The 24,829-nt window shown below is 41.6% G+C and carries 22 protein-coding genes; 7 read left to right on the top strand and 15 right to left on the bottom strand.

Going from position 1 to position 24,829, the window contains the following annotated elements; translation table 11 throughout:
• Position 1: 1 nt before the first annotated feature.
• From KR100_RS01350 to KR100_RS01370, 6 genes are all read right to left on the bottom strand, one after another.
• Positions 2 to 952, bottom strand: a complete 951-nt coding sequence (locus tag KR100_RS01350) for an NAD(P)-dependent oxidoreductase (protein ID WP_038542586.1) — start codon at positions 950 to 952, stop codon at positions 2 to 4.
• Positions 949 to 1,971 (bottom strand): NAD(P)-dependent oxidoreductase, encoded by a 1,023-nt coding sequence (locus KR100_RS01355; RefSeq protein WP_038542588.1) that lies wholly within the window; start codon positions 1,969 to 1,971, stop codon positions 949 to 951. The genes KR100_RS01350 and KR100_RS01355 overlap by 4 nt, the downstream gene beginning before the upstream one ends.
• Positions 1,968 to 3,455: a PfkB family carbohydrate kinase gene (locus tag KR100_RS01360; protein ID WP_038542590.1), complete on the bottom strand. Its 1,488-nt coding sequence runs from the start codon at positions 3,453 to 3,455 to the stop codon at positions 1,968 to 1,970. Before KR100_RS01360 ends, KR100_RS01355 begins: the two co-directional genes overlap by 4 nt.
• 139 nt (positions 3,456 to 3,594) lie before the next feature.
• Positions 3,595 to 4,017 carry an LIC12192 family sporadic carbohydrate cluster protein gene (locus KR100_RS14655; RefSeq protein WP_071839801.1) on the bottom strand — a complete coding sequence of 141 codons (423 nt, stop codon included), beginning with the start codon at positions 4,015 to 4,017 and terminating at the stop codon, positions 3,595 to 3,597.
• A gap of 12 nt (positions 4,018 to 4,029) precedes the next feature.
• Complete coding sequence (locus tag KR100_RS01365) at positions 4,030 to 4,842, bottom strand: sporadic carbohydrate cluster 2OG-Fe(II) oxygenase (protein ID WP_038547587.1); 813 nt, start codon at positions 4,840 to 4,842, stop codon at positions 4,030 to 4,032.
• 302 nt (positions 4,843 to 5,144) lie between these two features.
• A complete protein-coding gene (locus KR100_RS01370) occupies positions 5,145 to 6,206 on the bottom strand; it encodes a pyruvate kinase (RefSeq protein ID WP_051847265.1) in 1,062 nt (353 codons plus the stop codon).
• 96 nt (positions 6,207 to 6,302) lie between these two features.
• Here KR100_RS01370 and KR100_RS01375 point away from each other — a divergent pair, with 96 nt between their 5' ends.
• Complete coding sequence (locus KR100_RS01375; protein ID WP_162176455.1) at positions 6,303 to 7,652, top strand: sulfotransferase; 1,350 nt, start codon at positions 6,303 to 6,305, stop codon at positions 7,650 to 7,652.
• Here KR100_RS01375 and KR100_RS14660 read toward each other — a convergent pair.
• Positions 7,649 to 8,497: a sugar nucleotide-binding protein gene (locus KR100_RS14660; RefSeq protein ID WP_071839802.1), complete on the bottom strand. Its 849-nt coding sequence runs from the start codon at positions 8,495 to 8,497 to the stop codon at positions 7,649 to 7,651. The two genes, KR100_RS01375 and KR100_RS14660, sit on opposite strands and share 4 nt — an antisense overlap.
• A gap of 79 nt (positions 8,498 to 8,576) precedes the next feature.
• Between KR100_RS14660 and KR100_RS01385 the strand changes: the two genes are divergently transcribed.
• The 3 genes from KR100_RS01385 to KR100_RS14670 are packed head-to-tail and all read left to right on the top strand — an operon-like array spanning position 8,577 to position 11,736.
• Positions 8,577 to 9,878 carry a class I SAM-dependent methyltransferase gene (locus KR100_RS01385; protein ID WP_071839803.1) on the top strand — a complete coding sequence of 434 codons (1,302 nt, stop codon included), beginning with the start codon at positions 8,577 to 8,579 and terminating at the stop codon, positions 9,876 to 9,878.
• The gene (locus KR100_RS14665) at positions 9,875 to 10,906 is read left to right on the top strand and encodes a Gfo/Idh/MocA family protein (RefSeq protein WP_071839804.1); all 1,032 of its coding nucleotides are present in this window, start codon (positions 9,875 to 9,877) and stop codon (positions 10,904 to 10,906) included. Before KR100_RS01385 ends, KR100_RS14665 begins: the two co-directional genes overlap by 4 nt.
• A gap of 20 nt (positions 10,907 to 10,926) precedes the next feature.
• Positions 10,927 to 11,736: a sugar nucleotide-binding protein gene (locus KR100_RS14670; protein WP_162176457.1), complete on the top strand. Its 810-nt coding sequence runs from the start codon at positions 10,927 to 10,929 to the stop codon at positions 11,734 to 11,736.
• 6 nt (positions 11,737 to 11,742) lie between these two features.
• On the opposite strand, the gene KR100_RS01395 is transcribed toward KR100_RS14670, so the two are convergent.
• From KR100_RS01395 to KR100_RS01410, 6 genes are all read right to left on the bottom strand, one after another.
• Complete coding sequence (locus tag KR100_RS01395) at positions 11,743 to 12,396, bottom strand: class I SAM-dependent methyltransferase (RefSeq protein WP_239420366.1); 654 nt, start codon at positions 12,394 to 12,396, stop codon at positions 11,743 to 11,745.
• 14 nt (positions 12,397 to 12,410) lie between these two features.
• Positions 12,411 to 13,016 (bottom strand): SIS domain-containing protein, encoded by a 606-nt coding sequence (locus KR100_RS01400; protein WP_038547595.1) that lies wholly within the window; start codon positions 13,014 to 13,016, stop codon positions 12,411 to 12,413.
• Positions 13,017 to 13,036: 20 nt separating this feature from the next.
• Complete coding sequence (locus KR100_RS14675; RefSeq protein WP_071839806.1) at positions 13,037 to 13,756, bottom strand: nucleotidyltransferase family protein; 720 nt, start codon at positions 13,754 to 13,756, stop codon at positions 13,037 to 13,039.
• A complete protein-coding gene (gene lhgO, locus KR100_RS01405; protein ID WP_038542599.1) occupies positions 13,756 to 14,985 on the bottom strand; it encodes an L-2-hydroxyglutarate oxidase in 1,230 nt (409 codons plus the stop codon). Before lhgO ends, KR100_RS14675 begins: the two co-directional genes overlap by 1 nt.
• A gap of 18 nt (positions 14,986 to 15,003) precedes the next feature.
• Positions 15,004 to 15,549 carry a class I SAM-dependent methyltransferase gene (locus KR100_RS15515; RefSeq protein WP_162176458.1) on the bottom strand — a complete coding sequence of 182 codons (546 nt, stop codon included), beginning with the start codon at positions 15,547 to 15,549 and terminating at the stop codon, positions 15,004 to 15,006.
• 614 nt (positions 15,550 to 16,163) lie between these two features.
• Positions 16,164 to 17,882 (bottom strand): TIGR04372 family glycosyltransferase, encoded by a 1,719-nt coding sequence (locus KR100_RS01410; RefSeq protein WP_038542601.1) that lies wholly within the window; start codon positions 17,880 to 17,882, stop codon positions 16,164 to 16,166.
• Positions 17,883 to 18,026: 144 nt separating this feature from the next.
• On the opposite strand from KR100_RS01410, the gene KR100_RS14680 reads away from it, so the two are divergent.
• Together KR100_RS14680 and KR100_RS14685 are read left to right on the top strand one after the other, a co-directional pair.
• The gene (locus KR100_RS14680; protein WP_071839807.1) at positions 18,027 to 19,025 is read left to right on the top strand and encodes an NAD(P)-dependent oxidoreductase; all 999 of its coding nucleotides are present in this window, start codon (positions 18,027 to 18,029) and stop codon (positions 19,023 to 19,025) included.
• Positions 19,022 to 19,966: a methyltransferase, TIGR04325 family gene (locus KR100_RS14685; protein WP_071839808.1), complete on the top strand. Its 945-nt coding sequence runs from the start codon at positions 19,022 to 19,024 to the stop codon at positions 19,964 to 19,966. Before KR100_RS14680 ends, KR100_RS14685 begins: the two co-directional genes overlap by 4 nt.
• A gap of 954 nt (positions 19,967 to 20,920) precedes the next feature.
• On the opposite strand, the gene KR100_RS01420 is transcribed toward KR100_RS14685, so the two are convergent.
• Together KR100_RS01420 and KR100_RS01425 are read right to left on the bottom strand one after the other, a co-directional pair.
• Complete coding sequence (locus tag KR100_RS01420) at positions 20,921 to 22,087, bottom strand: DegT/DnrJ/EryC1/StrS aminotransferase family protein (RefSeq protein ID WP_038542605.1); 1,167 nt, start codon at positions 22,085 to 22,087, stop codon at positions 20,921 to 20,923.
• Positions 22,088 to 22,090: 3 nt separating this feature from the next.
• Positions 22,091 to 23,023, bottom strand: coding sequence for a hypothetical protein (locus tag KR100_RS01425; RefSeq protein WP_051847267.1), 933 nt, complete (start codon positions 23,021 to 23,023; stop codon positions 22,091 to 22,093).
• Between the two features lie 32 nt (positions 23,024 to 23,055).
• On the opposite strand from KR100_RS01425, the gene KR100_RS01430 reads away from it, so the two are divergent.
• Positions 23,056 to 24,624: a glycosyltransferase family 4 protein gene (locus KR100_RS01430; protein ID WP_038542607.1), complete on the top strand. Its 1,569-nt coding sequence runs from the start codon at positions 23,056 to 23,058 to the stop codon at positions 24,622 to 24,624.
• The last annotated feature ends 205 nt before the right edge of the window (positions 24,625 to 24,829 follow it).

Below are 24,829 nucleotides of genomic sequence, written 5' to 3' on the forward strand. Positions count from 1 at the left end.
GTTAGCGGTTGGCCTCCAGTTGCAGATGTTTCATCCATTTCACCGTGTAGCAATTCTCTCCATCGGGAAGTTCACTATTTCTGTAAGCAGTGGTGATCTCATCAATGGCGCTTTGAACACTGAATTGGGGCTGAAAACCAGTGGCCAGCAATTTGCTGGAATCTTGGCGGTAGGACCGTGGGTCGTTGGATTCGCTCACCATGATCTCGGCGCCAGTGCCCTGCTGCACCCGTTGGGCAATCTCAAGGATTTTCAGATTTTCAAAACCGGCGTTGTAGCAACCGGAGGGCAGCTCTGGATGGGCGAGAAAGTGGAGATACACATTGGCCATATCCTTAATATGGATGTTGGGCCTGGTTTGGTCTCCGCCGAACACTGTGATTTTTCCATTCTTGAGTCCCTGGTAAGTGAGCATGTTGACGCTCACATCCAGGCGCATGCGGGGTGATAAACCACACACGGTGGCTGGGCGGATGCAGTGCACCTGCATCTGATCTGCGTAGGAGAGGAACACCCGTTCCGCCACCATCTTGGTTTTGTTGTAAACCGAGATCGGTACCAGGGTGAGGTCTTCGGTGACCTGGGGCTCATCCTTCACGCCATACACACTGCCGGAGCTGGCGAAGATGAAGTGCTTTACGCTAGCGCGAACAGCTCGATCAGCTAGCTGCTGCCCTGCCAGCACATTCACCTCCCAACTCAAGGTGGGGTTGAGCTCCACCGCTGGATCATTGGCAATGTTCGCCAGATGAATGATGGCCTCCACGCCATCGAGCGGGATGGCAGCGGTGTCACGCACATCCAGCTTGAGGTTGGTGAGCTGGGGGTGCTCCGGCAGGGCATTGCCAAACCACTGGGTGTCGATGCTGATCACGCTGTGACCATCAGCCAGCAGCAGGGGGATCAGCACGGAACCCTTGTAGCCGCAGCCACCAGTAACGAGCAGTTTCATGACTTGTGCTGGTAACTCCAGGGCAGGGTCTTGAGGGTGGGCAGATTGGCATCCACCCAGGCCAGTGTCTCCTGAAGGCCCTGCTGCAGGCTGATTTGATCAGACCAGCCATGCACCTGGCGCATGGCTGAACTCTCGAGCAGGTAACTCTGATCCTTGCCGAGGCGTTCCTCGCTGCTCTGCACCAGTTCGTTGAAGTTGGCGCCAGCAAGGTGGCAGATCTGCTCCACCAGCTTCTTGATGCTGCAGCTCTCCTGGGTGGAGAGGTGCCATGTGCTGCCCGGTTCCCCTTCGGAGGCCAGCTGCAAGGTGGCGCGCACCACATCCTTGATATGGATGAAGGCACGCATGGAATGGCCGCCGCCATGGAGCTGCATGGGCTTACCGGTGCGGGCGCTCAGCAATGTGCGGGGAATGATGCGATAGAGCTGTTGGCCGGGGCCATACACATTGGCCGCGCGGGTGAACACCACCGGGAACCCATAGGCCTGATGGAAGCTGTGCAGGTGCAGATCACAGGCTGCCCGGCTTACGGCATAAGGGGTGCTGGGCGCGAAGTGGTTGTGCTCTTTGATCCAGCCACCATCGGTGCTGCCATAAACCTCAGGCGTGGTGACATGTACGTATTTCTGCAGAAAGGGTTGCTGCCGCAGGGCATCGTGCAGGGCCACTTGGGCCACCACATTGGTGCGGTACCAGTGGGTGGGATTGAGCCAGCTTTCGGCAACCATGCCCTGGGCGGCGAAGTTCACCACGAGCTCGGGTTGCACCCGATTGATTAAGACCAACAGGGCGTCCAGTTGGCTGTTGAGATCAATGGCTTCAAAGGTGAAATTCTCCGCAGTGGCCAGGGGCGTGCCTCCACTTGCTTGCGGCCAGCGGTAAGGAAGGAAAACGGGATTGGGCTCTTCCGAGCGGCTCACCCCCCATACCGGATGGCCGGCGGCGAGGGCTTCAGCAACAAAGTGGCTGCCGCTGAAGCTGTTGGAACCGATGACAAGGACTTTTTGCTTTGTCATGGCTGCAAAACTTCCTCCAGGCTGCTACGCAAAGCATTTGCGCTGATTGGCGTGTTGCCCATGGTTTCAACGGCAAGGGCCGCCATGCAGCAGGCCAAAGCTGCACTAGGCATCATTGCCTGCCCACTTGCGAGTGCGGTGGCGAATAGAGCTAAAAGTGAATCACCAGCTCCTGCTACATCTAGAGGATTCACGGACAAGGCAGGAAAGGCTTGGTTGCTAACCAAGCCATCGGGGTCACGGTCGTAAGCAATAAACCCTTCTGGACCAAGTTTCATTACGAGGCGTTCACTTCCAGTGATCTGAAGCAGGCTCTGGCTCAGTTGTTCGAGACCGCTGTCTTTATCTTGTAAAGCAAAACGGGCTTCTCTTTCATTAGGGCAGAGCAGAGAAAAATTTTTGAACCGTGTCACTGAACCTACTTGACTGCTGCATTGTAGGTCTCCAAACGTTAGAAGATTATATTTTCTCGACAATTTTTGCACTGTTTTTAAGATATTAGGGGTGACTACGCCGTAAACAAAGTCTGAGATAATTATACCATCCGCATAACAGGCAAGCTCTTCTAATTTATCAATGATTTCTTTTTCCACCTTCACATCTAGGTTCTTGTCCTCTAATCGACTCACGCGAAAAAGTTTTTGGTTTTCAACAACATATCTCTTTTTAAAAGTTGTTGGTCGTGTTGGATCTTGTACTATCCCGTTGCCTATGTCTTGATCCGAAAGAGTCTTAGTGACTGTTTCGGCATTTGCGTCATTGCCAACAACTGATACTAAATCACAATGTGCACCCAAAGCACTGATATGAGCTGCCACTACAGCTGCTCCACCAACAAAATCTTTTTTCTCTAATTCACGAACTACCACAACCGGTGCTTCAGCACTCATTCCTATAGCTTCACATGCTGCATATTGGTCGACAATTGTATCACCAACGACAATCAATCTCGCTTGCTTCCATGAATCTATTGAATTAGATAGTTGAGATACACTGATATTTTGTCGCCGACATGCATTTCGAAATAGCTCATGTCTCTGTTGTTTAAGTTCCCGTTCTGATGCACTAAGGAGATCTGCAGTGGCGTAATGAATCTCACCCGCATGGAATTGAATTTCCCCACCCTGCCTTTTTATAATATCAATCGTTTCATGAATTAAAGGCTTATTTTTGTACTCATTGCCAAGAACTAAAATAGACGGTTGTAGACTTTTAATAGCGACATCTAACTCATCGCCTTCAAGAAGAAGAATTTTGTCAGCAATACCAAGAAGATTCAGCGCTTCCGCCCGTTCATCTTGGTTAAATGTATAATCTGCTTCAGTACTATCACCAATTAGTGCAATTATAAATTCTTCGCCTAGATTTCGAGCATGTTTAAGATACCGAATATGGCCCGGATGAATTGTATTAAAATGTCCGAACCCTAGGATACATTTTGGAGATGCAGAGACTTCACTCAGCGTAAAAAGATTATATGTCATATCAAAATATCGATAGAAGGCAGTGTTTTAGCAAGCATTCAACCGATTATAGACCAGTGCAAGAGTGACGATCTTTGCCTTCGTTAAGCAACCCACCTATTCAAGTAACTTCAAGCTTGGCGTTTGTTCAAACTTGGCTCTAGCTTAAGTGATTTTTTAAATAAGTAAGATGTTCCTGATGGTTCATGTTTGCCAATGACTCATCAATCAAGATGAGGTTCTCAATTTCTTGTGCTGTTGTAGTGTCGTTCAATATTAAGCCTTCAACAGCAAAATGAAGGTTAATATTATTTGTCATGCAAAAAGAGTAAACATTACTCCTAATTGACGCGGATAAAGGAAGTTGCCAAACACTAAAAAATACAACATGAGGAAATCCTTCATATAGAGCAGCCCAAAGTTGACATTGTGATTCTGCCGATAATGCATATTCAGCACGAGAAAGAACAAAAGATAAGCCTAGAGAGTCACAATAACTTTTTATAATTCGATTCTGAATGTGCTGCGGAGCTCTGTTACCTCGAAATTCTCCACTGGCTATGTAGCCTCTTGCAAATTTCATCGTCAAATGTGTCTAGTTTGCAGGATGTTTGTAATCGATACCAACTCTAGTACAAGTTTTTAGAGTAATCGGCATAAAATACTCACCTAGTTTTTTGTCCCAATACGGCGTATGAAGACCCTTGAACCTACAGTTAAGTGACCAGTGGGAACTATTTTCTTGGTTCAAAGCAAAGCCATGAGGTATAGATTGATCAAAGGCTAGTACGTCACCATATTTAATCGTGATCCACGTAAGATTATCTTTTACTTTTTCGTACATATCGTCGGTATTTAGTTTTAGCAGACTCTTATCTTCACGAAGTTTTAGGTAGGTGTCTTTTTTCAATATATATAGACACATGCTGTTGGTACAGTTAACCAGTGGCGTCCATATATTTAACTCGTAAGGTGATACTCCATTCCAAGTATCTGCATGCATCGGTAGAACATCATTTTTGTTGTGAGGAAAATTAATCGATAATCCTATACGTTTTTGCATTGCAAGCTCGTTTCCACAGAGTTGATAAATGATTTTTTGCGCTGCAAGATAATAATGATGATTAAACTTAATGTTTCTGCTAATATTATTAATTACTGATAGCCGAAGATCGTTGCTTTCAGGGCCATCCATGAATGTGTGGAACTCTTCCAGATGATATTGTTTTGAGTTTACGGCTATTTTTTTCTTAAAAATAAATTCATTGGCTGCGTCATATATGAATTTCTTAACGATATCAAGATGCTTTTGATTGGCTTTCTCAATTACATATCCATCAGACATAAATCTGCTACATAAGGCCTTTTCCTCGTCTGACCTAAAGTCCCACAAGCCGAAATCATCCATCAAGTAAAACCTAACTCTAGCTAAGATAAATAATACAAGCAAGGATTTAACAGATTCTATGTTTGCCAATACAAACTCTTAGTCATAGACTTTGACTTTAAGTCGCAAAAGCTACATAACTTTAAACAATACTCCAATGAGTTGGCTTACATTATTAATTCTTCGACGATCCGAGTCACATTTATTATCCCGAATCAATGGACATACTGTCGCGATTATTGTCTGTAAAAGATAAATGAATGAAAGAAAACTGAAACTAATGATTATTGCAAGCAGCCACCCATCTCTTAAATATCAACATTTTATCTGTTTCTGTTCAGCCAAAGCTTCATGGTCGGATCAGTGATTTCATTTCTGTCTAAATCAGCAAACAAGAGAGATGATCTACTCAAAGTATATTTGTGCATTAATTCTCTTACGATTTCGGCGCAAAGTATAGGTTTATTGCCGATTGCAGTCTCGGCTGCGAGAACAATACCAGCAGCACCCATTTCAAGTGTACTGACTATGTCATTGAGTTCTGCTCTAGTAGGAAGTTCTCCATCTATTAAGCTTTCCAGCACATTGGTGGCGACGTAACATGGAGTATCAAGCTTCCTCGCTGTTTGAATAATTCCTCTTTGCGCAAAAGGTATATCTAAAATACTCAGCTCTCTCGACAAATCACCCCTGTCTATCAAAATGCCATCTGACTCGCTACAAATAGCGTGTAATGCATGAATACTTGCTCGACTTTCTATTTTGCTAACTATAGTTGCCTCGTTAACTATTTTTCTTGCAAATTGTATTGCCTGTACTGACTTGCAAAAAGATATAAAAATATCTCGAATTCCGAGATCATTTGCAATTTTTAGTGCACTTATATCTTTGGGCGTAAAATCATCTAACTCAATTTCACGATTTAAAATATCAACACCTTTATTTTTGCCAGCAGATCCTGCTGAAATACACTCACAAAAATATCCTTTATTTACCTTTTCTTTAAGCACTACTACTAGACCATTGAAGTCTATCCTTATTACATCACCAACCATTAGCTTTGAGATGACGTTTTCTGGAGATAGTGATATTGATTGTAGTTTTTTGTTATCCTGAAGGCCTGTTGATTCCCCAATTAATACAATCTCTCCTACTTTGACATTAACATCATTTATATCGGGGCACAAATTAGTTCTAATTTGTGCCCCTTCTGTGTCAAGGGCTATCTTAATACCAAGTTTCTGGCCAATTTCATAGTATTTTTGTATATCTTTAAGCGCTGCGTGAGACATGTTGATTCTAAAAATATCTACACCCGCTTTTTTTAAATCATTGAGCTTCTCCGGTGCTTCACAGGCTGGTCCAAGAGTGCAAATTATTTTCACAAATTACGCTTGCAGTTTATTCATGTTATTATATCAGAATACCTGGCCTTGAATTTATCAGACTTTGCGTCCTTCAATCCTTTTATGAACAATGAAATGAAACATCAGAAATTTAATATGTTTGCTTTAGTTGTTGGTCCGGGAGCAGGAAGCAAATACCTTCATACATTACTTGATTCTCACCCCGAAATGTATGCAATACCAGGATATTGCATGATGTATTTTTACCCCCACTATTTCGATATTTACAAGTCTGTCAGGAGCAATTTTGATTTAATTAATATTCTCTTGGATCGGATTCCGCCAATCTACGATACAAGAATTATGCCTGGGAGTGAGACACTTGACCAATTAGGCGAAGATGGTAACGAATACATGCATGTTGAAAAAAGATATTTTTTACAAAAGGTACTATCTTATCTACCCTCTTCTATTTTAGATATTGCTTCATCAGCAGATGTTCTCTTGGCGCTACATAAGGCACATTTTGATTTTTTTTCAACGCTTATTTATAATAACAAGATGCCTAAAAATATTTTGTACCATATTCACTGTGATGCTTATCTTCCGTTCTTGATGAAAGATTTTCCTGATTCAAAAATTATATCTATGATACGAATACCCTCAGTAAATATTTCAAGAAGACTTCGCTCAAGCATGCTGGAAGCAGACATTGTCAAATTAAATGCCCTGGATTATTATTTTGTAAAATCATCTGTCATCTCTAAAATATCATGCTATCACTTTCGAGCTTTAAATTATTATGCAAAAGTAAGCACTGAAATATTTTTTGTAGATTACCAAGCGCTTGTGAATGACCAAATTAATATAGTCAATTCGCTGCTTAAACAATTAGGTTTACATGGCTTCTCTGATTCATGTCTCACTCCCACATTTGCTGGTAAGCCACATAAGCTCCGTTTCTATGAAAAACATCGTAATATGACAATTGAGACTATAAATTCAAATAGTAAGTCTATTTCTTCAAAACCACGACTCATTTTAGACGCCATATATTCAGCGAAACTAGAAGGCCACTCAATACCCTTCATTATCAAGTTTAAATATATCCTGGAAACTTTTATGCTTAGAGATTATGAGAAAGCTGAATTAGCTCAGTTCTTTTCTTTATCTTCAATTTTTAGTTACTTCAATAATATTTCTCGTGTTGTGGCTTTATCTCCTCGCCAGTATGATTTTCTCCATGGCTATTTTCGTTTCAAATGGTCTACTCCACAGTCTTATATTAAGATGGTTAATTTTTTGAATAAGCCACACTTAAACTCTGCCCTTTCAAATTTCCAAAAAACCAATTTAATCCTGTTTTATATTGCTATTTACTTTGTGTCATGTTTTGCAATTTTCCTATCTCTTTTTAAACGACGATACTATCAATTAATGCTACTATCGCTTGATCCAATTCAAAATGGTAGGCTAATCGACTAATATTCGCTTTTGTCTGCATAAAGTATATTTTCAAATTGTGTTTGAGCTATATTGAGTTTTTGGAATAATTTCGCTGAATTCATCGATGTGTCATGTGGTACATCTAATTCAATGCCGAGCTCTTTTCTACTACAGCCCTTTATTTTACAATTAAGTTTGTGTATTTCCTTAAGTGCATGCATATACTCCACTCGTGTTTGATGGTTTGGTCCTCCACAGTTAAATATGCCTCCTTCAGCTTTGGCACTCAATTTGTCTAAAACTTTGTATAAATCACCAGCGTAAAGCGGCGAAAAATATTGATCAGATGCCGCCACGATTTCCTTATTCTTCTTGATTAACTCCAATGTGTTGGTGTAAAAATTGTTGTTCAACTTTGTTGAGCATACTCTTGCTATTCTTAGAACTGAATTGCTAGAAGACTGATCCATTACATTTATTTCACCCTTTCTTTTCTGTCTACCATACAAAGTTATAGGTAATCCCTTTAGCGAGTCACTCTCTTTTGCAAGATGAATCTCACCACTATATACATAGTCAGTAGAGATATATATTAATCTTTTGTTGGCCCGTTTGCATGCTTTCGCGACATCCAATGGAATGACTGTATTTACATACTGCGATAACTCTTTGTTTCTATTGCATTCTTTGTCGCTAGAAATAGCGCTTAATAAGCAAACACTTTCTGCATCTACCGTTGAGAATATTCTATTAAGTGTGTCAACTTCAAAATCTGGCAAAGTAATAATTGCATCTTCTGATCTGGAAGCGCTAATAAATAATCCTTTATCATCATGCGATGATATTAGTTTCCCGACATTTCCATTAATACCAATGACGAGCATGATCTGTTCGTTTTTTAGATTTTAACCTGTTCTTTCTAGTATACTTTATTTCTATTTGATATATTCATTTTATCTTTTCATGGGTTCCTGCTATAATATTTATATTAGCTATTATGTTGTGCATCACAAGCGTAATGTTTGCAGATTGTGCGGTAGCGCAGATGTTAGCTGCATAATTCCCTTGAAGTCTGTACCAATTGGCGAACATTATAATTCTTCTCCTGACAGAGATGCACAACGTTACCCTCTAGATATATATCAATGCAACCATTGTGATGCCGTTCAAACAATGGACGAGATTGATCCTGACTTCTTGTGGAAAGACTATACATATTTTTCAGGCCAGACTGACAAAATTGTCGAACATTTTGAAGAGTTTAGCACAGACTTGATTATGAAGTATTTTCCTACTGATTGTATGCCTTACGTTCTAGACATAGGCAGTAATGATGGCTCTCTGTTGTTAGAATTTAAAAAACTGGGATGTAAAATTCAAGGAATAGACCCAGCTCAAACAGTAGTTTCAGCCGCATTACAGAAAGGAGTAGAGACATGTCTTGGCTTATTCAACCTAGAATCTTCTGAGCGATTTTTCGGTGATCGCAAGTTTGATTTGATAACCGCTTTTAATGTATTTGCGCATTCTGCGGATATGATTTCAATGGGTGCCGCAGTTGCTAAATGCCTTAGCAAAAATGGTCTATTTTGTTTTGAAGTACAGTATTTGACAGACATCATTGATAAGAAAATTCTAGGTACATTTTTTCACGAGCATATGATCCATTACTCTTACTATAGCGCGCAAAATTTCCTGTCTCAGTTTGGTCTTGGAATAATCGACTATGAACGTAATAATATACAAAATGGTAGTATTATCTTTCATGTGGCTCATAAAAACTCTGACATGGCCTCTAGGCATACTAATCACGAAAAGCTTGGTAAGTTAGCTCTGGAAGAAACTAATTTCTTTGATGATCAGCGTTTATGGATTGATACTTTCAATACATCTCTCGTTGAAACTAAAGCAAGCTTTAGGAATTTTCTAGCTGTTAACAATATTGAAACTTTGCCAGCTTACGGTGCAGCTAGATCAGGTCCAACATTAGCCATTCAATTTGGATTCGAAAACTATCTCTCATCTTTCTTTGATGATCATCTATCAAAAGTCAATAAGTTTTCTCCGTTAAAAGGTTTACCAGTCTTTCCAACTTCACAGCTCGACGCTAACTTGCATCCTTTTGTCGTTATAACGGCTTATATTCATTATAAAAATATAATTCGTAAGCATCATGACTTCCTTGTTTCGGGAGGAATATTTCTATTAGTGTGGCCCAATTTTGAAATCATTACCATCGACAACTATTCTGATTTCTTGGCATGACTTTACCTCGTGTAGCATTTGTCGGTTGTGGTTTCGTTGCTCAACAGTGTCATTTGCCTTCATTTGCTTCCCTTGACTCATGCCTAATTACGCATATTGCTGATCCATGCATTGATTTAAGACAAAATATCTCCATGAAATATGGAGTGCAATTTCAGTTTAATGATCATATGTCTTTACTTACCCATCAACCTTCAGGTTTTGATGCTGTTGTTGTCACTTTACCTAGAAAACTTACTTATAAAGTTGTCAGTGATTGTGTTGATTATGGCAAGTGGGTTTTAACTGAGAAGCCACTTAGTCTTAATTCAAATATAAGTAATAGCTTGCTGACTAAAGTTAAAAGTTCAAATGTCTCCGTTATGACTGGTTATATGAGGCAGCACGATGAAGGCGTGAATGCTTTTAGAAAAATCATCTGTGATCTTGGTACGGATTCTATTACTTCTATTAAGGCTCATTCTCATATGGGAAATTCCTACGCAAGCCCGTTTGGTGATATTAAAGGGTCCCAATTCACTCAGATAAATTATACTGAGCAAAAGTTTCCTGAATGGTTGCCCACTGATCAGTATTTTGGTTTTGAACAATTTCTTAATGTATTTTCTCATATCACTCATCTTGTTGAATATATCTTTGATTCACCTCTTACGCTCATATCTGCACAAGTCAATCAAAATGGCGAGGGTTTGATTTTATGCAATATATTAGATATACCTGTTTGCTTTGAGTTATTGCGTGGTCAACAACACGAATGGCGTGAGGGCATTTCCATTTTAACCAAGACAGAGCAGATATCCCTAGATTTACCACCTGCTTTCCTTCGAAATGTTCCTTCTACAGTAACTAGAAAGGAAGGTTCTAGCTCTACGTGTATTTCTCAATACATCCCAAATTGGAGTTGGGCTTTTAGAAATCAAGCAATCGCATTTCTTGATTTTATTTCCTCCACCCCGTCCACCACGGATGTTGAGCGTGCCTTACGACAAGTGGTATTTGCCGAGAAGCTTTTTCAACATTTTATATGATTTGCAATGAACCCAAAATCTTGATTGTTGGTGGTACCAGTCAACTTGCTAATTATTTCATTAATCATTCTATTTTTCCTTTTTTTGATGCCAGCAGAACCCAGTCCTCAACCATCTACTGTGATCTTGCCTACCTAGACACGCAGGTCTTTGACGAATATCGTTTTTCACATGCCCTGATCCTTGCTTCAATCACAAATATTGCCTATGTTGAATCTAACCCTGAGATTGCTTATAAGGTTAATTATCAAGGCATCATTGAGTTAATAGATTATTTAAATGGCATTGGAACAAAGTGTTTATTTTTCTCCTCATCAACTGTGTTTTCAGGTTCTTCACGCAGCCAATCTGAAAATTCTCCAACACACCCAAATACATATTATGGTCTTCTCAAATGTATGGTTGAGGACCATATTAAATTGAATGAGCTCAATACTATTTTGAGGTTGACAAAAGTCTTCTCCAAGAATTCTATTTTACAGGATTGGTTCACTTCGATGAACTCCGGCTTTCCTGTCAATGCGTTTACTGATTTAAAAGTTGCCCCATTAATGCCTTCTAATGTATTCGCTTTAGTTAATCGTTGGATCTGCAACGATACAAATTCCTCTATTATTCATTGCACATCCGATACTGATTTAACATACTATGACCTTGCTAAAAGACTTTGTTTGGCCAAAAATCTACCTACCTCTGCTGTCATGGGTTCTCTTTCCCCAACTTCTATTATCTATAAACCGCAGTACGCCAACCTCACTTGCTTTAATCCATGTAGTATGACACTCTCCCTTGATGAGGTGCTTACTGAACTTTTTAACGGTATTATATAGTCTACCCTATTCAAAGAATATAAAAGAGTAATCTCCTGTATATTCGTATTCATTGAAGATCCATTCCCACTCTTTTGTGTTATAGAACGATTCGCATGTTACTTGCCAATACAATAAATTTGTTTTTTCTATCTCGTCTCGGTAACTTTCAACGCATATGTAGCTGTTTTTTTTCGTTACTCTTTGAATTTCACTTATTGCCTTCTTCAAGTCGTAAATACACAAATTGTGTAAGGTATTAATTGAAATTACAAAATCAAAGTAGTTGTCTGGCCATGGTAATTGAGTGCAGTTCCCTTGAAAAAGTCTGTTTTTTATCTCTTTTTTTCCATTTGTTATCGCGTATTCGGATATATCTAAGCCATATATCTCTTTTGGATTAATAATCTTACTTATATCATAAAGAAGGTACCCTTTTCCGCATCCTATGTCTAGTATTTTAGATCTTTCTGTTAAGCAATAGTGTGATACAAGTTTTTGGGCTAGCGATGCCCATCTTCCTTCAATATATTTATAACCCCCATAACATATTCGTCTATCACCATCCCAATAATCAAAATCCCATTTCTTTGCAATTCTTGCAGCTTTTTCTTTTGGATATTCTCTGTCGTTTACTCTTGCTAAGTAATTCCGGCTAGTGCTCTTGTGAAGCGCGCTCATGAAATCTATTTCTTTCATTTTAATGGCTTTATAGTACTAGGTTTGTTTTTATTTAACCATTGCATGCATATATGTGCAATGAGCAATTGGCTATCCTCTGCTATTTGCATATCGTTGATTGGTATGTGTATAGCATTATCTGCAATCTTCTTGCATCGGCCTCCGTCAAATGCCGTTATTACATAATTGCGCATTCCTAACTCCCTCGAGTATTTAATTGCCCTGACGATATTTTCTGAATTTCCACTGCCTGTAAGCGCTATAAGTACATCATTCTTCTGACCTTTTACTTGAAGCTGAAGCTTAAAAATATTTTCAAAACCCGTATCATTTGCTAAACATGTAATAATTGCAGGGTTTGATGGCAATGCCTCGACTTTTAACCCGGGTATAAAAGGTCCATTTCCACATGCACCTATTCCATAGTGAAAGTCGTTCGCTATGTGCAGTGCGTTTGCAGCACTTCCACCGTTTCCGCATATGAGAACTTGATTGCCTGATGTCCAGACCTCTAGAAGATCACTGGCAAGCTGTTGAACGGTTTCTAGAGCTTCATCTGTGAAACCCTCTTGTAGCAACTTCAGATAGCTGTGTGCTTCAGTCAAGAAGCTAGTTTGCATGTGCATACGATGGCTTTATTTCAATTTGGCCAGAGACTTCTTGCTAACGATAGCCTTTCTGGAGTGCCTATGTCTATATATGGGTGATCGGTATGTACTGTGTATATCCTCCCCTCTAAGTTTGGCAAAACCTCTGTGCTGAAATCGCTTATTTTGGCTGATGTCGTTTCCATATAATCAAGCAAATCCTTCTCAAATAAGTAAACTGCACCGTTAGCAATGTTCCCAGGTGGATTTTTAGATTTCTCGTGAAATCTTTGTACAACACCGTTTTTATCTAGCTCTACAATTCCACACTCAGACGGATTTGGTGTGCTAAATGTAAGCATTGTTAGAAGACACCCTTTTGGCCTGTCTTGATGTGCCTCGATTAACGAATCGATGTTTAGAAATGCCATATTATCAACGTGAACCATCATTCCTGTTCCGCTCCCAAAAAATCGCCTATTTTCTATTAATGTTCCTGCCGTTCCTAGCAGCTCTTTCTCATGCGTAACCTTGATTGGCACAGATCCTTTTGATCTTCTTTGTAGAAAACTATTTACTTGCTCCGATAGGTAATGTGTATTTATAAGAATTTTGTCGCATTTAGCTGACTCCATCAACCTTAACCAATGCTCAAGTAATGGCCTTCCTCCAACTTCTACGAGGCATTTTGGTGTCTTATTTGTTATTGGTTGCAGTCTAGTTCCATATCCTGCTGCTAAAAGTAATGTTTTTACTCTGCCATTAGTGCCCATTAGACTTTCTCTATCAATTGTGCTTTCTCAAGTACTAAGTTAGCAAGACTCGAGCTAGCAGTAAACGCCGGGGAAATTGCATTGAGTATGTGAGTGCTGTTCTCTCTTGTTACACATAAAAAATCTTTTTCAATAGAACTATTCTTTGTATTGAATAGTTGAGGCCGGATACCGACTTTGGCGCTTTTCTCGATATCACTAAGTTCGATATCCGGAACGAGCATTTTTGCTTGCTTAATCATTATAGGCTTAACAAATAACAAAAACTGTTCATGCATATATTGCCTGAAATTGTTGGAGTTGCATATATATTGACTGGCCATTGTTTTAATATTTGACAATGTCATGATTGGTTCGATATCTTCAAGCCAGTTATAATTTTCTCGACCTAGAGCAGGCGTTGCTGTTGGACCTATACTGACACATGGTATTTCATCACAACTTGGCGTAAAGTGCACACCTAGAAAGGGTAGATTCAAATCAGGCACCGGATAAATGTTTGTTCTTATTTTTATAGAGCTTTTCTGAGTTACTGTCCAGTAGATTCCTTTAAAGGGAATAAGTTTCAACTCCTTTCCTACATCAAATTCTTTTGCAATCATATCAGCCTGAAGACCGCTGCAATTTATCAAGTGGCCGTATTGCAGATTTGATCCATCACCAAATTTGATTTTGTTTTTTTCAGCATCAACCCTGTATTTTTTCTGTCCTAGAAAAATTTCCACATCTAACTCTTCAAGCTCTTGAGCTAATCGACTAATTACTATTTTTGCATTCGTAACACTTGTGTTTGGGCTCCAAAGAGCTCTTCCTGTGGGCGTCTTTGCGTATGGGCATATTGTTGCCAGTTCCTCAGAATCAATTAATTTTACTTTTGCACCATTCTTTCTGCCACGCTCAGCTAGCAAGTCTAGTTGGCTGTCTAAGTCGTCTTTTTGAGGAATAATTACTTTTCCACATTTGTTGATTGGTAGGTCTCTTTCGTCTATCCATTTATGCAAAGCCTTCGATCCGGCAATCGAAATCTGAGCTTTAACTGATCCAGGCTCGTAATATATTCCAGCATGTAATACACCACTATTTCTTCCAGAAGTATGCATTCCAATTGCATCTTCTTTTTCAAGTATTGTAATGCTGGCTTTTGAATAATGGAGTCTTAATTGATTCCCTACCCATAATCCGACACTACCAGCACCTATAATTACGAAGTCGCTATACTTATAAGCCATCGGTTTACTTCCTCTTAGTTATTTTTTCGGGGTTACGCATAGTGCAAGCAAGTAATGGCACATTGCTCCAAATCCCGTGTGTAGTGTTTCATCATTTATACCAAATATAAACACATTTTCAAAAAAATCTGAAAGAAAAATCTTATAGTCTTCGCTACTCATACAATTCACATGGCCGGCTTTAGATGCAGGACTTGCGTATTTTTGTGATTCTAGGCTAGGAATACCGCATACGAAAACACCTGAATCGACCAGAATTTCACTGCATTTCTTTGTAAAGTCTGCTGCTTCAGCTGGTTGAATGTGTTCCAGTACATCCAGACAATAAATCCCATCAAATGTCAACTTATTTTCACCTAGAAAATCTATTTTCTCGTAATCACATGGAAATGATGCATTATGCAATTCAATATCTATATTCATCTGCTTTACTAGAGAACGTGCCGAATTATATAAACCTGCATGTTCTTCTATGCATACAAGTTTGCCCACTTTATCGGCAACTATTGGAGCCCCTAGACAATCAGATGAACCAATCTCCAGAACTCGCCCAAGTCCTGCCATCAATCGAGATACATGCTTATAGCGCGCGAATCTAAATAGTAACCTACTTGGATTAGCACAGTAATCACTCGCTGCATACTTACTGATAGCGAAACCCTCTTCTCTGAATTGATCATATTGTGCATATACCTCGTCCATTTTTTGATTGTTTGGCATTTGTTACAGGTAATCTTTCATACATTATACCATTCCACCACAATCCTCTGGCTTTTATTTTATTTCTTTTTCTAGTAAGTTATTAGTAGTTTTTCTTGATTCTAAACTTTGGAATTACTGATTTCAACAAGAGCTCTGCGTTTAATTCTTGTACTGGTTGTTTCTATTGATATTATCGTGAGATTAACCTTTTTCTGCTTTAAGCTCTTTTGCAATATCCTATTTGCTATATCATTTTGATTTGTTTCTTTTCTACATTTTCCGCAATTTTTCAACAAATTATTCTTGGTCCATTTAATACTTGATAATTTTTTATTTCGCATTAAACCCGTATCAATCCCGAAACCTTTGAATCCTTTCCTTCCCTTGACAATTATTAGCATGAAAATTGCTTCAAGATCTAGTTATTAAATTAAATAATTTTTTGTAGTATCAATAGTTTTCTTAGATTTTTGTCTTCAATTTATAATTAATGCGCTAAATTCCTGACTTTTCTTTGTCATCTGATGGATAAGAAGTCTGTCGCTGTCAAGTTTGATCTTATCGAAAGTTTGTCTTGCATTTTTGAAAAATTCTTCTGAGTATACACAACTCATAAATTTCTTGACAGCATTCTTTATTACTTCACTATTTTGCTCTTTCCATGTAATTCCCTGCCTAATTAATGCCGTCGCATCATGGCAACCACCTCTCGTTGCCTCTAAAATTTCATTAATTGATAATTCTCTACCATCCTTGTAGTATCTCAATGGCACAATAACAGAGTATGGATTAAAAAATCCTCTTCTTGTCAAAGGGAAGTTTAAATATAACACTGGTATGTTAAATATTCCGCTTGCTGTCGCACCTCCGCCATAACCACCTACGATATAAAATTCACTCATTGCTAATAAATATATATCGTTTAAGTCACACTTGAACTTAGATCTATTATATTCAAAATAATTTTTTGCATTTGTTTCCATTTTTGGTTGTCCTGGTTCTCCAGTTCTTATTAGATCTAAATCATATTTGTCTAATAAATCTGGCAGAAACTCATAATTAGAGGGGTGGCTATTTCTATCACTGTTTAAATGAATTTCCTCGTCTGGTTCTCTTTTATACGTATTATCTCTTAAATATAAGCAAGCGTATCGTTTACGGTGAGTGTATAACTGGCTCCCAAGTTCATTGGATGCTCTTTGCCAAAAATTCTTACTAACTTCTGTACACCTCTTGTATTCTTCCTCGTTATACATCCACTGCTCCGATCTTAGTTTATTCAACATATATGTATTGTCCAGTGTTGGTAGAAGCTCTTTTCTTTTAAATTTGTCACCCTTTATAAGTTCTCTATCTGTCTTATACAATTTGACATTATTTCCCATTGCTTCGGCTTTTTCGATTAATAGTAAAGCCAGAGCACTATTTGCCACATTACTCGGACTCAAGAATATTTCATGGATTTGATCAATATTTTTCAACGTGCTAAGCCTGATAAGATTTTCGTAGCAAGTTAGTAGGTGTCCAAAAGCATATAATGAGCTGCCTGTTCTTGTCCTGAGCTGATTACTCATATCCGCTACTTTTCTGTCTTGTACTTCCAGTACGTTCTTATTTTTTTCTGTTGTTGAGAATTCCCATGCAGTCCATAAGATACTCCTGATATTGTCATCAAGAGAATCAAATTTATTTTGGACTGTTTCTAGTATAGAGGCAATAAATTTATTCCCCAAATTAGAACAAGCAAAGTTTTTGCATAAAAATAATATATTTATCATTGCAACTATTGACATATTCTTGTTTACTTTTTCGCCATCTAAATAGATGTATTTTAAGCACTTGATACAATATTTAATGTTGAACTGCAAACGCACTTTGAGTGTTTCTGCGATTTTTATATCTTGTGATCTTACGATTTGATATATCTCATTTAGTGATGTAGTGATATCCGTTTCATTCATTCTATTTGCATAATCCTCCATGCATTTCATCACTGCTTGTTGTGTGTCTTCAAAGTGATTTACTGGCTCTTTATTTGTTCCTTTCAATATCAAACTATGGTATACGGATTCGTAATCAATAAGCCAATCGGCCACTACGTCAATCAAGTCAAATTTTCTAGCCAATTTGTGGAAGTCTCTGTGAGTTGAGCCTTTATCAGGTGCAAAAGTATCAATCAATGCTCCCTTATCCACTTGAATTTACATTTATGTCATTATCATACCACAGCTTATAATTTCCATTTCTTGGATTATAAAGAAGAATCAATGCATTTGCCGTTGACGACTTTGCGTTCTTTTGATTTATCAGTTATAAGTATTAAGTAGCAACTCTGTCTAATGGTTTCCAACGCGATTGTGACCGGGGGCTGCGGTTTTATAGGAAGCAATCTTCTTTTAGACTTGGTTCGTCGTGGTTTCACATGTTCATCAATAGATAGCATGATCCCTGAATATGGGGCAAATCTTAAAAATATTGAGTCAATGATTCATAATAGTTCCATTAATTTTAATATTTCTGATATTAGGGATTCTTCTTCATTGCAATGGTTGCTGAAGGATGCGCAATTGATTTTTAATCTCGCCGGCCAAACAAGTCATATGGATTCTATGAAAGATCCTTTTACGGACTTAGACATCAATGCCCGCGCCCAGTTGTCAATTTTAGAGGTTTGTCGAAAAGTTAACCCCAGAATTCGTATTATCTTTGCCTCAACTCGTCAAATTTACGGTCGACCTCATTATCTTCCTGTTGATGAAGCACATCTTCTACGACCAGTTGACGTAAACGGTATCAACAAGTTGGCTGGTGAAAATTACCACCTCCTATATTCTGAGGTTTATGGCATTCCTTCTACTGTTTTGCGGCTAACTAACACATATGGTCCCCGTATGCGAATTAGGGATTCAAGGCAAACATTTCTCGGAATCTGGATCAGAAACTTATTACTTGGTAAACCTTTTGAAGTCTGGGGAGGTTCGCAACTACGAGATTATACTTATGTTGATGATTGTATTTCTGCTATGCAGCTTGCTGCTACTAGTGAACAAGCAATTGGTCAGATCTATAATCTAGGAGGTTGTGGCGAGCCTGTAACCCTTCTCCAAACAGCTGAAACCTTGGTTTCTGCTGCTCGAAGTCTTGATATCCCTATAGCTTCTAAGCCCTTCATCTTGCGTGATTATCCTTCAGAACACAAGAAGATTGATATTGGTGATTACTATGCTGATTACAGAAAAATTTCTCATGAACTCGGTTGGAAGCCTGAAGTCAGCCTCTTTGAAGGCCTTACGCGAACACTATCTTTTTATTCTTCCCAAATAGAGCACTATTTATGAATACTTTAGTATCTGACCTTTTATCTGCTGGTCGCCTCCAGGAGGCTGAATGGTTGATACGTCGTGGTGCTTCTGCACCTTTTGATCTAAGTGAACTTGCTCGACGGTTAGGGACTGACCTTGATGTAAATTCCTTTTTTATCTCTCCGGGATATTACGCCCCTTTGACTAGTTGGGCTGACGCCCAGGTCTGTTGCGGTGAGGGCTATGAAGCGTCTTCAGTTGTTGAACAGTATAGGAATAATGCTAGTCAAGCATCGTCACCTTACGCGCTGGGCCAATCGATCGGTTCTTATGCCATTCGTCAGCTTGCGGCTCTTCAACATGTCTGGCTCTCCTTGGGTCGTCCTTGTCCCTTTCGTGTCTTGGACTTTGGAGGTGCGCTCGGAACTCACTTCCATGCCCTAGTAACACACTGGCCTTGGGGACCACTCCATTGGACGGTTTGTGAGACACCTGCTGTCGTATCTGTAGGTCAAGAAGAGTTTGGACTTCACTCTCCTCAAGGTCACCAATTGTGTTTTTCCTCCGACGTTCAGGCAGTTTTGAATGTAGGTGTTGATCTTGTTTTTGCTAGTTGCAGTCTTCAATATCTTGAGCATCTTCAGCCAATTCTTGACTTTTTTCGTTTAGCACCTTGGTTGTTGATCGATCGGGTCCCCCTTATTGACCACTCAACCGACCTGATTGACATTCAGGTTGTGCCCGCCAGCTACACTGATACTCGTTATCCAGGTTGGAAATTTGCTGCTTCGAGCTGGTTGTCTCGGCTGAATAACACTGGCTTTGAGCTTGTGTTCCAGTGGCTAGTGCCTGAGGACCGTTGGTCCATCCTTGACCTGGACACTGGCAGTATGCGCTGGCAGGCTCATCATGACCATGGCTTTCTTCTTCGGCGAGAACATAACCTGCGCACCGATCAGACCCTTATGAAGTTTTGAGTGATTTATGAGTAATATACAAGTCCTACTTCGAGTCTTTCGGGTGTTATTTGATCAAATGTTGTATGAAGAGCAACAATAACTGGCTGTACCACCTGGGAAAGGTTCTGAATTACCTAATCACTTTCATTTTGGAAAGCTTGAATGTGGTTTTAACTTTTACCTCAAGCTACGACTCAGTGAGTTAATTGAGTGGTTCTAGCCCTCTCATGAACTTGAGTATTCCAACTATGACCTTGAGGACTACAACCTCTGGCATTTAGCAGGTTGTGTGAGCTCTATTAGTATCTTCTCTCTACAGTAGGCTCGGTATTGGATGCATGAGGTGCTGTACGACACTTACCCTGCATCAACATTTCAATCAGCTCACAGAGATGGCCCACCACGTGATTGACATTGATTTGGATAGTGGCTTTGGATAAACGGCTGTTTGGTACGCCCTAGTGCTTATTTTAAAGCCTTGACTTGTGGTGGAAACAGTTGTGCATATAGGTCTTAGCAGTTGTGTCTTGGCGTCAGCGTTTCTTCGGAATACTGCTCAAGGACATCGAGGTCGATATTTTGGCACTGATATCGTCCTTCATGCTGGTTGGTTTTTCCACGGTCGTTACCGATGAGTAGGTGAGATTCTTATAGGCGACTAAGTTGGAAGTGAAAGTCTTGAACGTGCAAGGGCCTGTTGATTTGTTCGTTTATGTTCGGATCACTCTCCCGAGTATTAAGAATGAGTATATGCATGTATATTTTTCAAGTTGTCGAATTCAGCAGTTGTTCTTGGAGACAATGCCCACGAGCCAGACAAGTTGTATGAATTTGCTTTTTCGACCAATCGGCGTTTTTATTCTTTTAGAGAAGGATGTCAATCATTGGTATCTGAGATCTTGTAGTGTGGCGACACTGGTAAAAATTAGGAATCTCACGCTCTGCGCTCTGATCTCTTAGTCGTATTCTGAGTTAAGTTTTTAAATCTATCAATGTATTGGTTAGACATTCTGAGACACGCTTAGCTTCGTGAATCTTCAGATGCGGTCCCATAGGCAATGACAGGATTTGTGGCAAGAGTTTCTCTGTGATGCTTAAACCAGCGGGATCAAGTCCAACCCAGGGTTTGTTGCGATAGGCCGGCATCTGGTGTGCCGCCTGCGGGTAATGCACCATGGTTCCAATCCCGAGATCCTTCAGTTGTGTACGAACGGCGTCACGTTTCCTTTCAGGTAGCTTCACCACAAATTGATGAAATACTGATCCTGCTAAGTTTGTCCCATCCTGAGGTAGTATCACTTTGTCTTGAGTCATTAGCTGTTTTATATATGACTTGGCAACGGTTTGACGACGGCTGTTCTGTTCTTCAAGATGAGAGAGTTTCACCCGCAGAATTGCAGCTTGCATTGGATCCAAGCGGCTGTTAATGCCAGGTTCTTCGCTGATCGCCGGTAGTTGCCAGCCGTATTGCCGGAGCTGCTTCATCCTTTTAGTCATCCTGCTGTCGTTCGTCGTCACCACTCCAGCATCCCCTAGTGCCCCCAAGTTCTTGGTGGGGTACAAGCTGAAGGCCGCTGCCACACCGAATCCCCCTACCCGTTTGCCACGCCAGCGAGCTCCATGGGCCTGGCTTCCATCCTCGATCAGCGGAATGCCACGGGCGTTGCAGAGATCTTGGATCATATCAAGATCACAAGGCTGACCGTAAAGGTGAACGGCAATCAAAGCCTGGATCGGATCACCTTCGGCGGTCGCAGCCTCCAGGCATCGAACCGCACTGTCTGGACTCAGAGTAAAGCTCGCCTCGTCCACGTCGGCCAGGAACGGTCTGCACCCAGCCCGTACAATTGCTGCGATTGTTGCAACTGCGGTATGACTTGGTGCCAGCACCCTTGCCCCTGCTGGTAAATCCAAAGCTCGCAGGATCAGTTCGAGCCCATCGGTTCCGCTGGCGCATCCAATGGCGTGTTCGACGCCGCACCAATTGGCCCATTCCTCCTCAAATGCTTCAACTTCCTCCCCAAGGATGTAACGGCCTGAATACAGGACACGTCGGATGGCATCGTCAATCTCTGTTCTGAGTTCTTCAACAATTGCAGCTGGATTGTTCTGTGGAATGGTGGGTTGGATGGATTCCATGATTTACATCTCTGGATAACGAGCATTACCGCAGTCGATCGGTAAACCCATTTCAGCTAATTTTATGGAAAGCTGACGCAATGTATCGATGTAAACTTGATACGCCCAACTGATGACATCATTGCTGATTAAATCCCCACGGATTAATATTTTGTAGGACCCATCCTGTTGTTCAAACAGCGCGTGCATGTGCCAGTAGATGATAGGATAGCCATTGGCTTTCGGTCCTTCCGCATCCCTGCTCAGCCTGTAGTTGTCCAAGTTGTACTCGGCAAGATTGATCCCCGGGTAATGGAGTATATGCACGCCTGAAAACTCTCGTTCGATCGTTGTGAGATAGCCTTGATCAGCAAATTTTTCTCCTTCGACGCGGTCGTAACACCAGTTGAGGCATTGCTCGGCCCACCAGTTCAGTGCTTGTTGCGCTGTGTGTGATCGATCGAAACTGTTCCAACCCACGTTGAACCGCCCAAAGGGCATGCGATCCATGTAATTCGGTGAGAAGCGATGTTCCACAAAGGCCATCGATGATGTCCCTATTTCGTCCCACAGAGGCGATGGTGAACTATGGAAATATAAGTCGCTGTCCAGATAGGTCGCACGTTTTGCTTCAGGCATTATTTCCAGTGCTAATTTTACAATCCATGGTGTTAGTGTAAAGAAATATTCAACTAGGCGACGATCTTTTTTCGCTTTTAGCAAGCGAGGCTCTTGAGATTCCAATTCATGTAGTGGGATTACCGTTAGGTCCGGTAAGGCCAGTTTATTGAGTATCGCCTCGCACCGCTCGCTTAATGCCAGCACAACAAGTTTGGCTCTGGTTGGCTTGGAGAACTTTCTCAGGCTGAGGTAAAGCGCCAGTCCTTTACGCAAATAGTTGTGGTCGAAATATGTGCAGTACAGCTCGATGGGACTGAAGTATCGCGTATGAGCCATGATCCTACTGATTGAGGGCTTTTACGTTTTAGATGGCGGTTTCCCAGCTTCCTGCTTTGATCGTCAGCGCCGATTTCCTGCCTGGTGGTGGCGTTCTCAATGGCCGGCGGTGGGCAGGCCAGCAGCTTCTTCGCGCCTGGGCTCGCTTGGCTGGCTCAGATCCCCTCACCCTGTTGATGGGTGACCCCGGGCAGGACTCCGCTGCTTTTCAATCTTTTGTCCGGGAAGCTGGGCATTGCGGTTGCTTCAAGGCTTTGCCGCTTTCTGATCCGAGACCGCTTGCCGCAGTTGGTGCTTTGTTCCTCTCCGACACGTCGATTGGTCGTTGGGCCCAGTGGCGTCGTCCGGCTTCTTCAGCAGCTTTTTCCTTAATCGGTCAGATCCACACCATTTCCACTCCTGCGGCGATTGAGCAGATTGAAGACCTTGTCTCTCAGCCACTTGAAAGCTGGGATGCAGTGTTTTGCAGTAGTACTGCCGGCAGAAATGTTGTGACCCGCTTGATGGAAGACCGAGAGGATCAGATCTTGGGTCGTTGCGTCGGCAACCGTCAGGTCTTGCAATCGCGTCGCCCACAACTTCCTGTTGTCCCCTTGGCCTTGCCTGCTGCCGAGATTGCTCGATCTCTCCCCGACCGTCAGATGGCTCGTCAACAGCTTGGCCTGTCTTCAAATGAAGCTGTTGTCCTTTGGTTGGGCCGTTTGTCGATGCTGACGAAGTCAGATCCATGGCCTGCTTACCGAATCCTTCAGCGTGCTGCGGAATGTCTGCAACGCTCCATCACACTGATTGAATGTGGCCCTGATGACACCGAGGCGCAAGGGGAACACTTTTCGGAATTGCGTTCTCTTTGCCCTCAAGTTCGCTTTGTCCGTCTGGGTGGTGCGCAGCCGGTCTCAGAGCAGGTGAAGCGAACGGCTATGTCTGCTTCAGACTTGGCTCTATTCTTGGTTGACAACCTTCAGGAGACCTTCGGTCTGGCTGTTGCTGAATCCATGGCCGCAGGACTTCCGGTGGTTGCTTCTGATTGGGATGGTTTCCGCGATCTAGTGCGTCCTGGAGTTGATGGTTTTCTTGTGCCAACCCGTTTTGCTTCTACCGCAATTCATGCGTCGGTTCCTTTGGCATGGCAGCAGCGCATTGGTTTAACTGAGTTTCCGGCGGTAGCGGGTGCTTTTGCCCAGTTGGTTCAAATTGATTTGGCAGCAGCTTGTGATGCTGTTCTCACCTTACTTTCGAATCCAGGGCTGCGGCTTGCCATGGGGCGTGCAGCGCAACGGCGCGCCATCCGGTGTTTCGATGCAGAGGTCGTAGGACGCCAGTATCTCGATTACTTCGCTGAATTGGCGCAGCGTCGTGCCCATGCTCCCCAGGCTGCGCATATCCCGCAACCATCACCCATGTCCCTTGATCCGATCCGAGCCTTTGCTGGTTATCCATCAAGTGCCCCTTTAAGCGGTTTTACAGCTGAACCGCTGCAGCCACTGGTGCAGGCAGGTCGCGGTTTCCTATGGGGACTAATCCAACAAGCAATGGATCAGCATCATTGGCCAGCGTTGCAGCAGGATCTCAGCAACAAGCACGGATTTCCTCAGATCTGAGCGTGATTCATCCCCTGCGCAGTAACGGTCTCCCTCTGGTTGCTCAGATTCGTCATCTCTGGATTCTCAGCCGTTGGAAGCGATGGCTTTTTCCGGCTCTATGCATGGTTCCCTACGCCGGATCAATTATTTGGTTGCTTTCAAAGCAGCTGCTGTGGGTTGCCCAGCTCCTCTTGGCTCCTTTGGTCATGGGAGCAATTCTTGG

It is taken from the genome of Synechococcus sp. KORDI-100, from assembly GCF_000737535.1.
Lineage (GTDB): Bacteria > Cyanobacteriota > Cyanobacteriia > PCC-6307 > Cyanobiaceae > Parasynechococcus.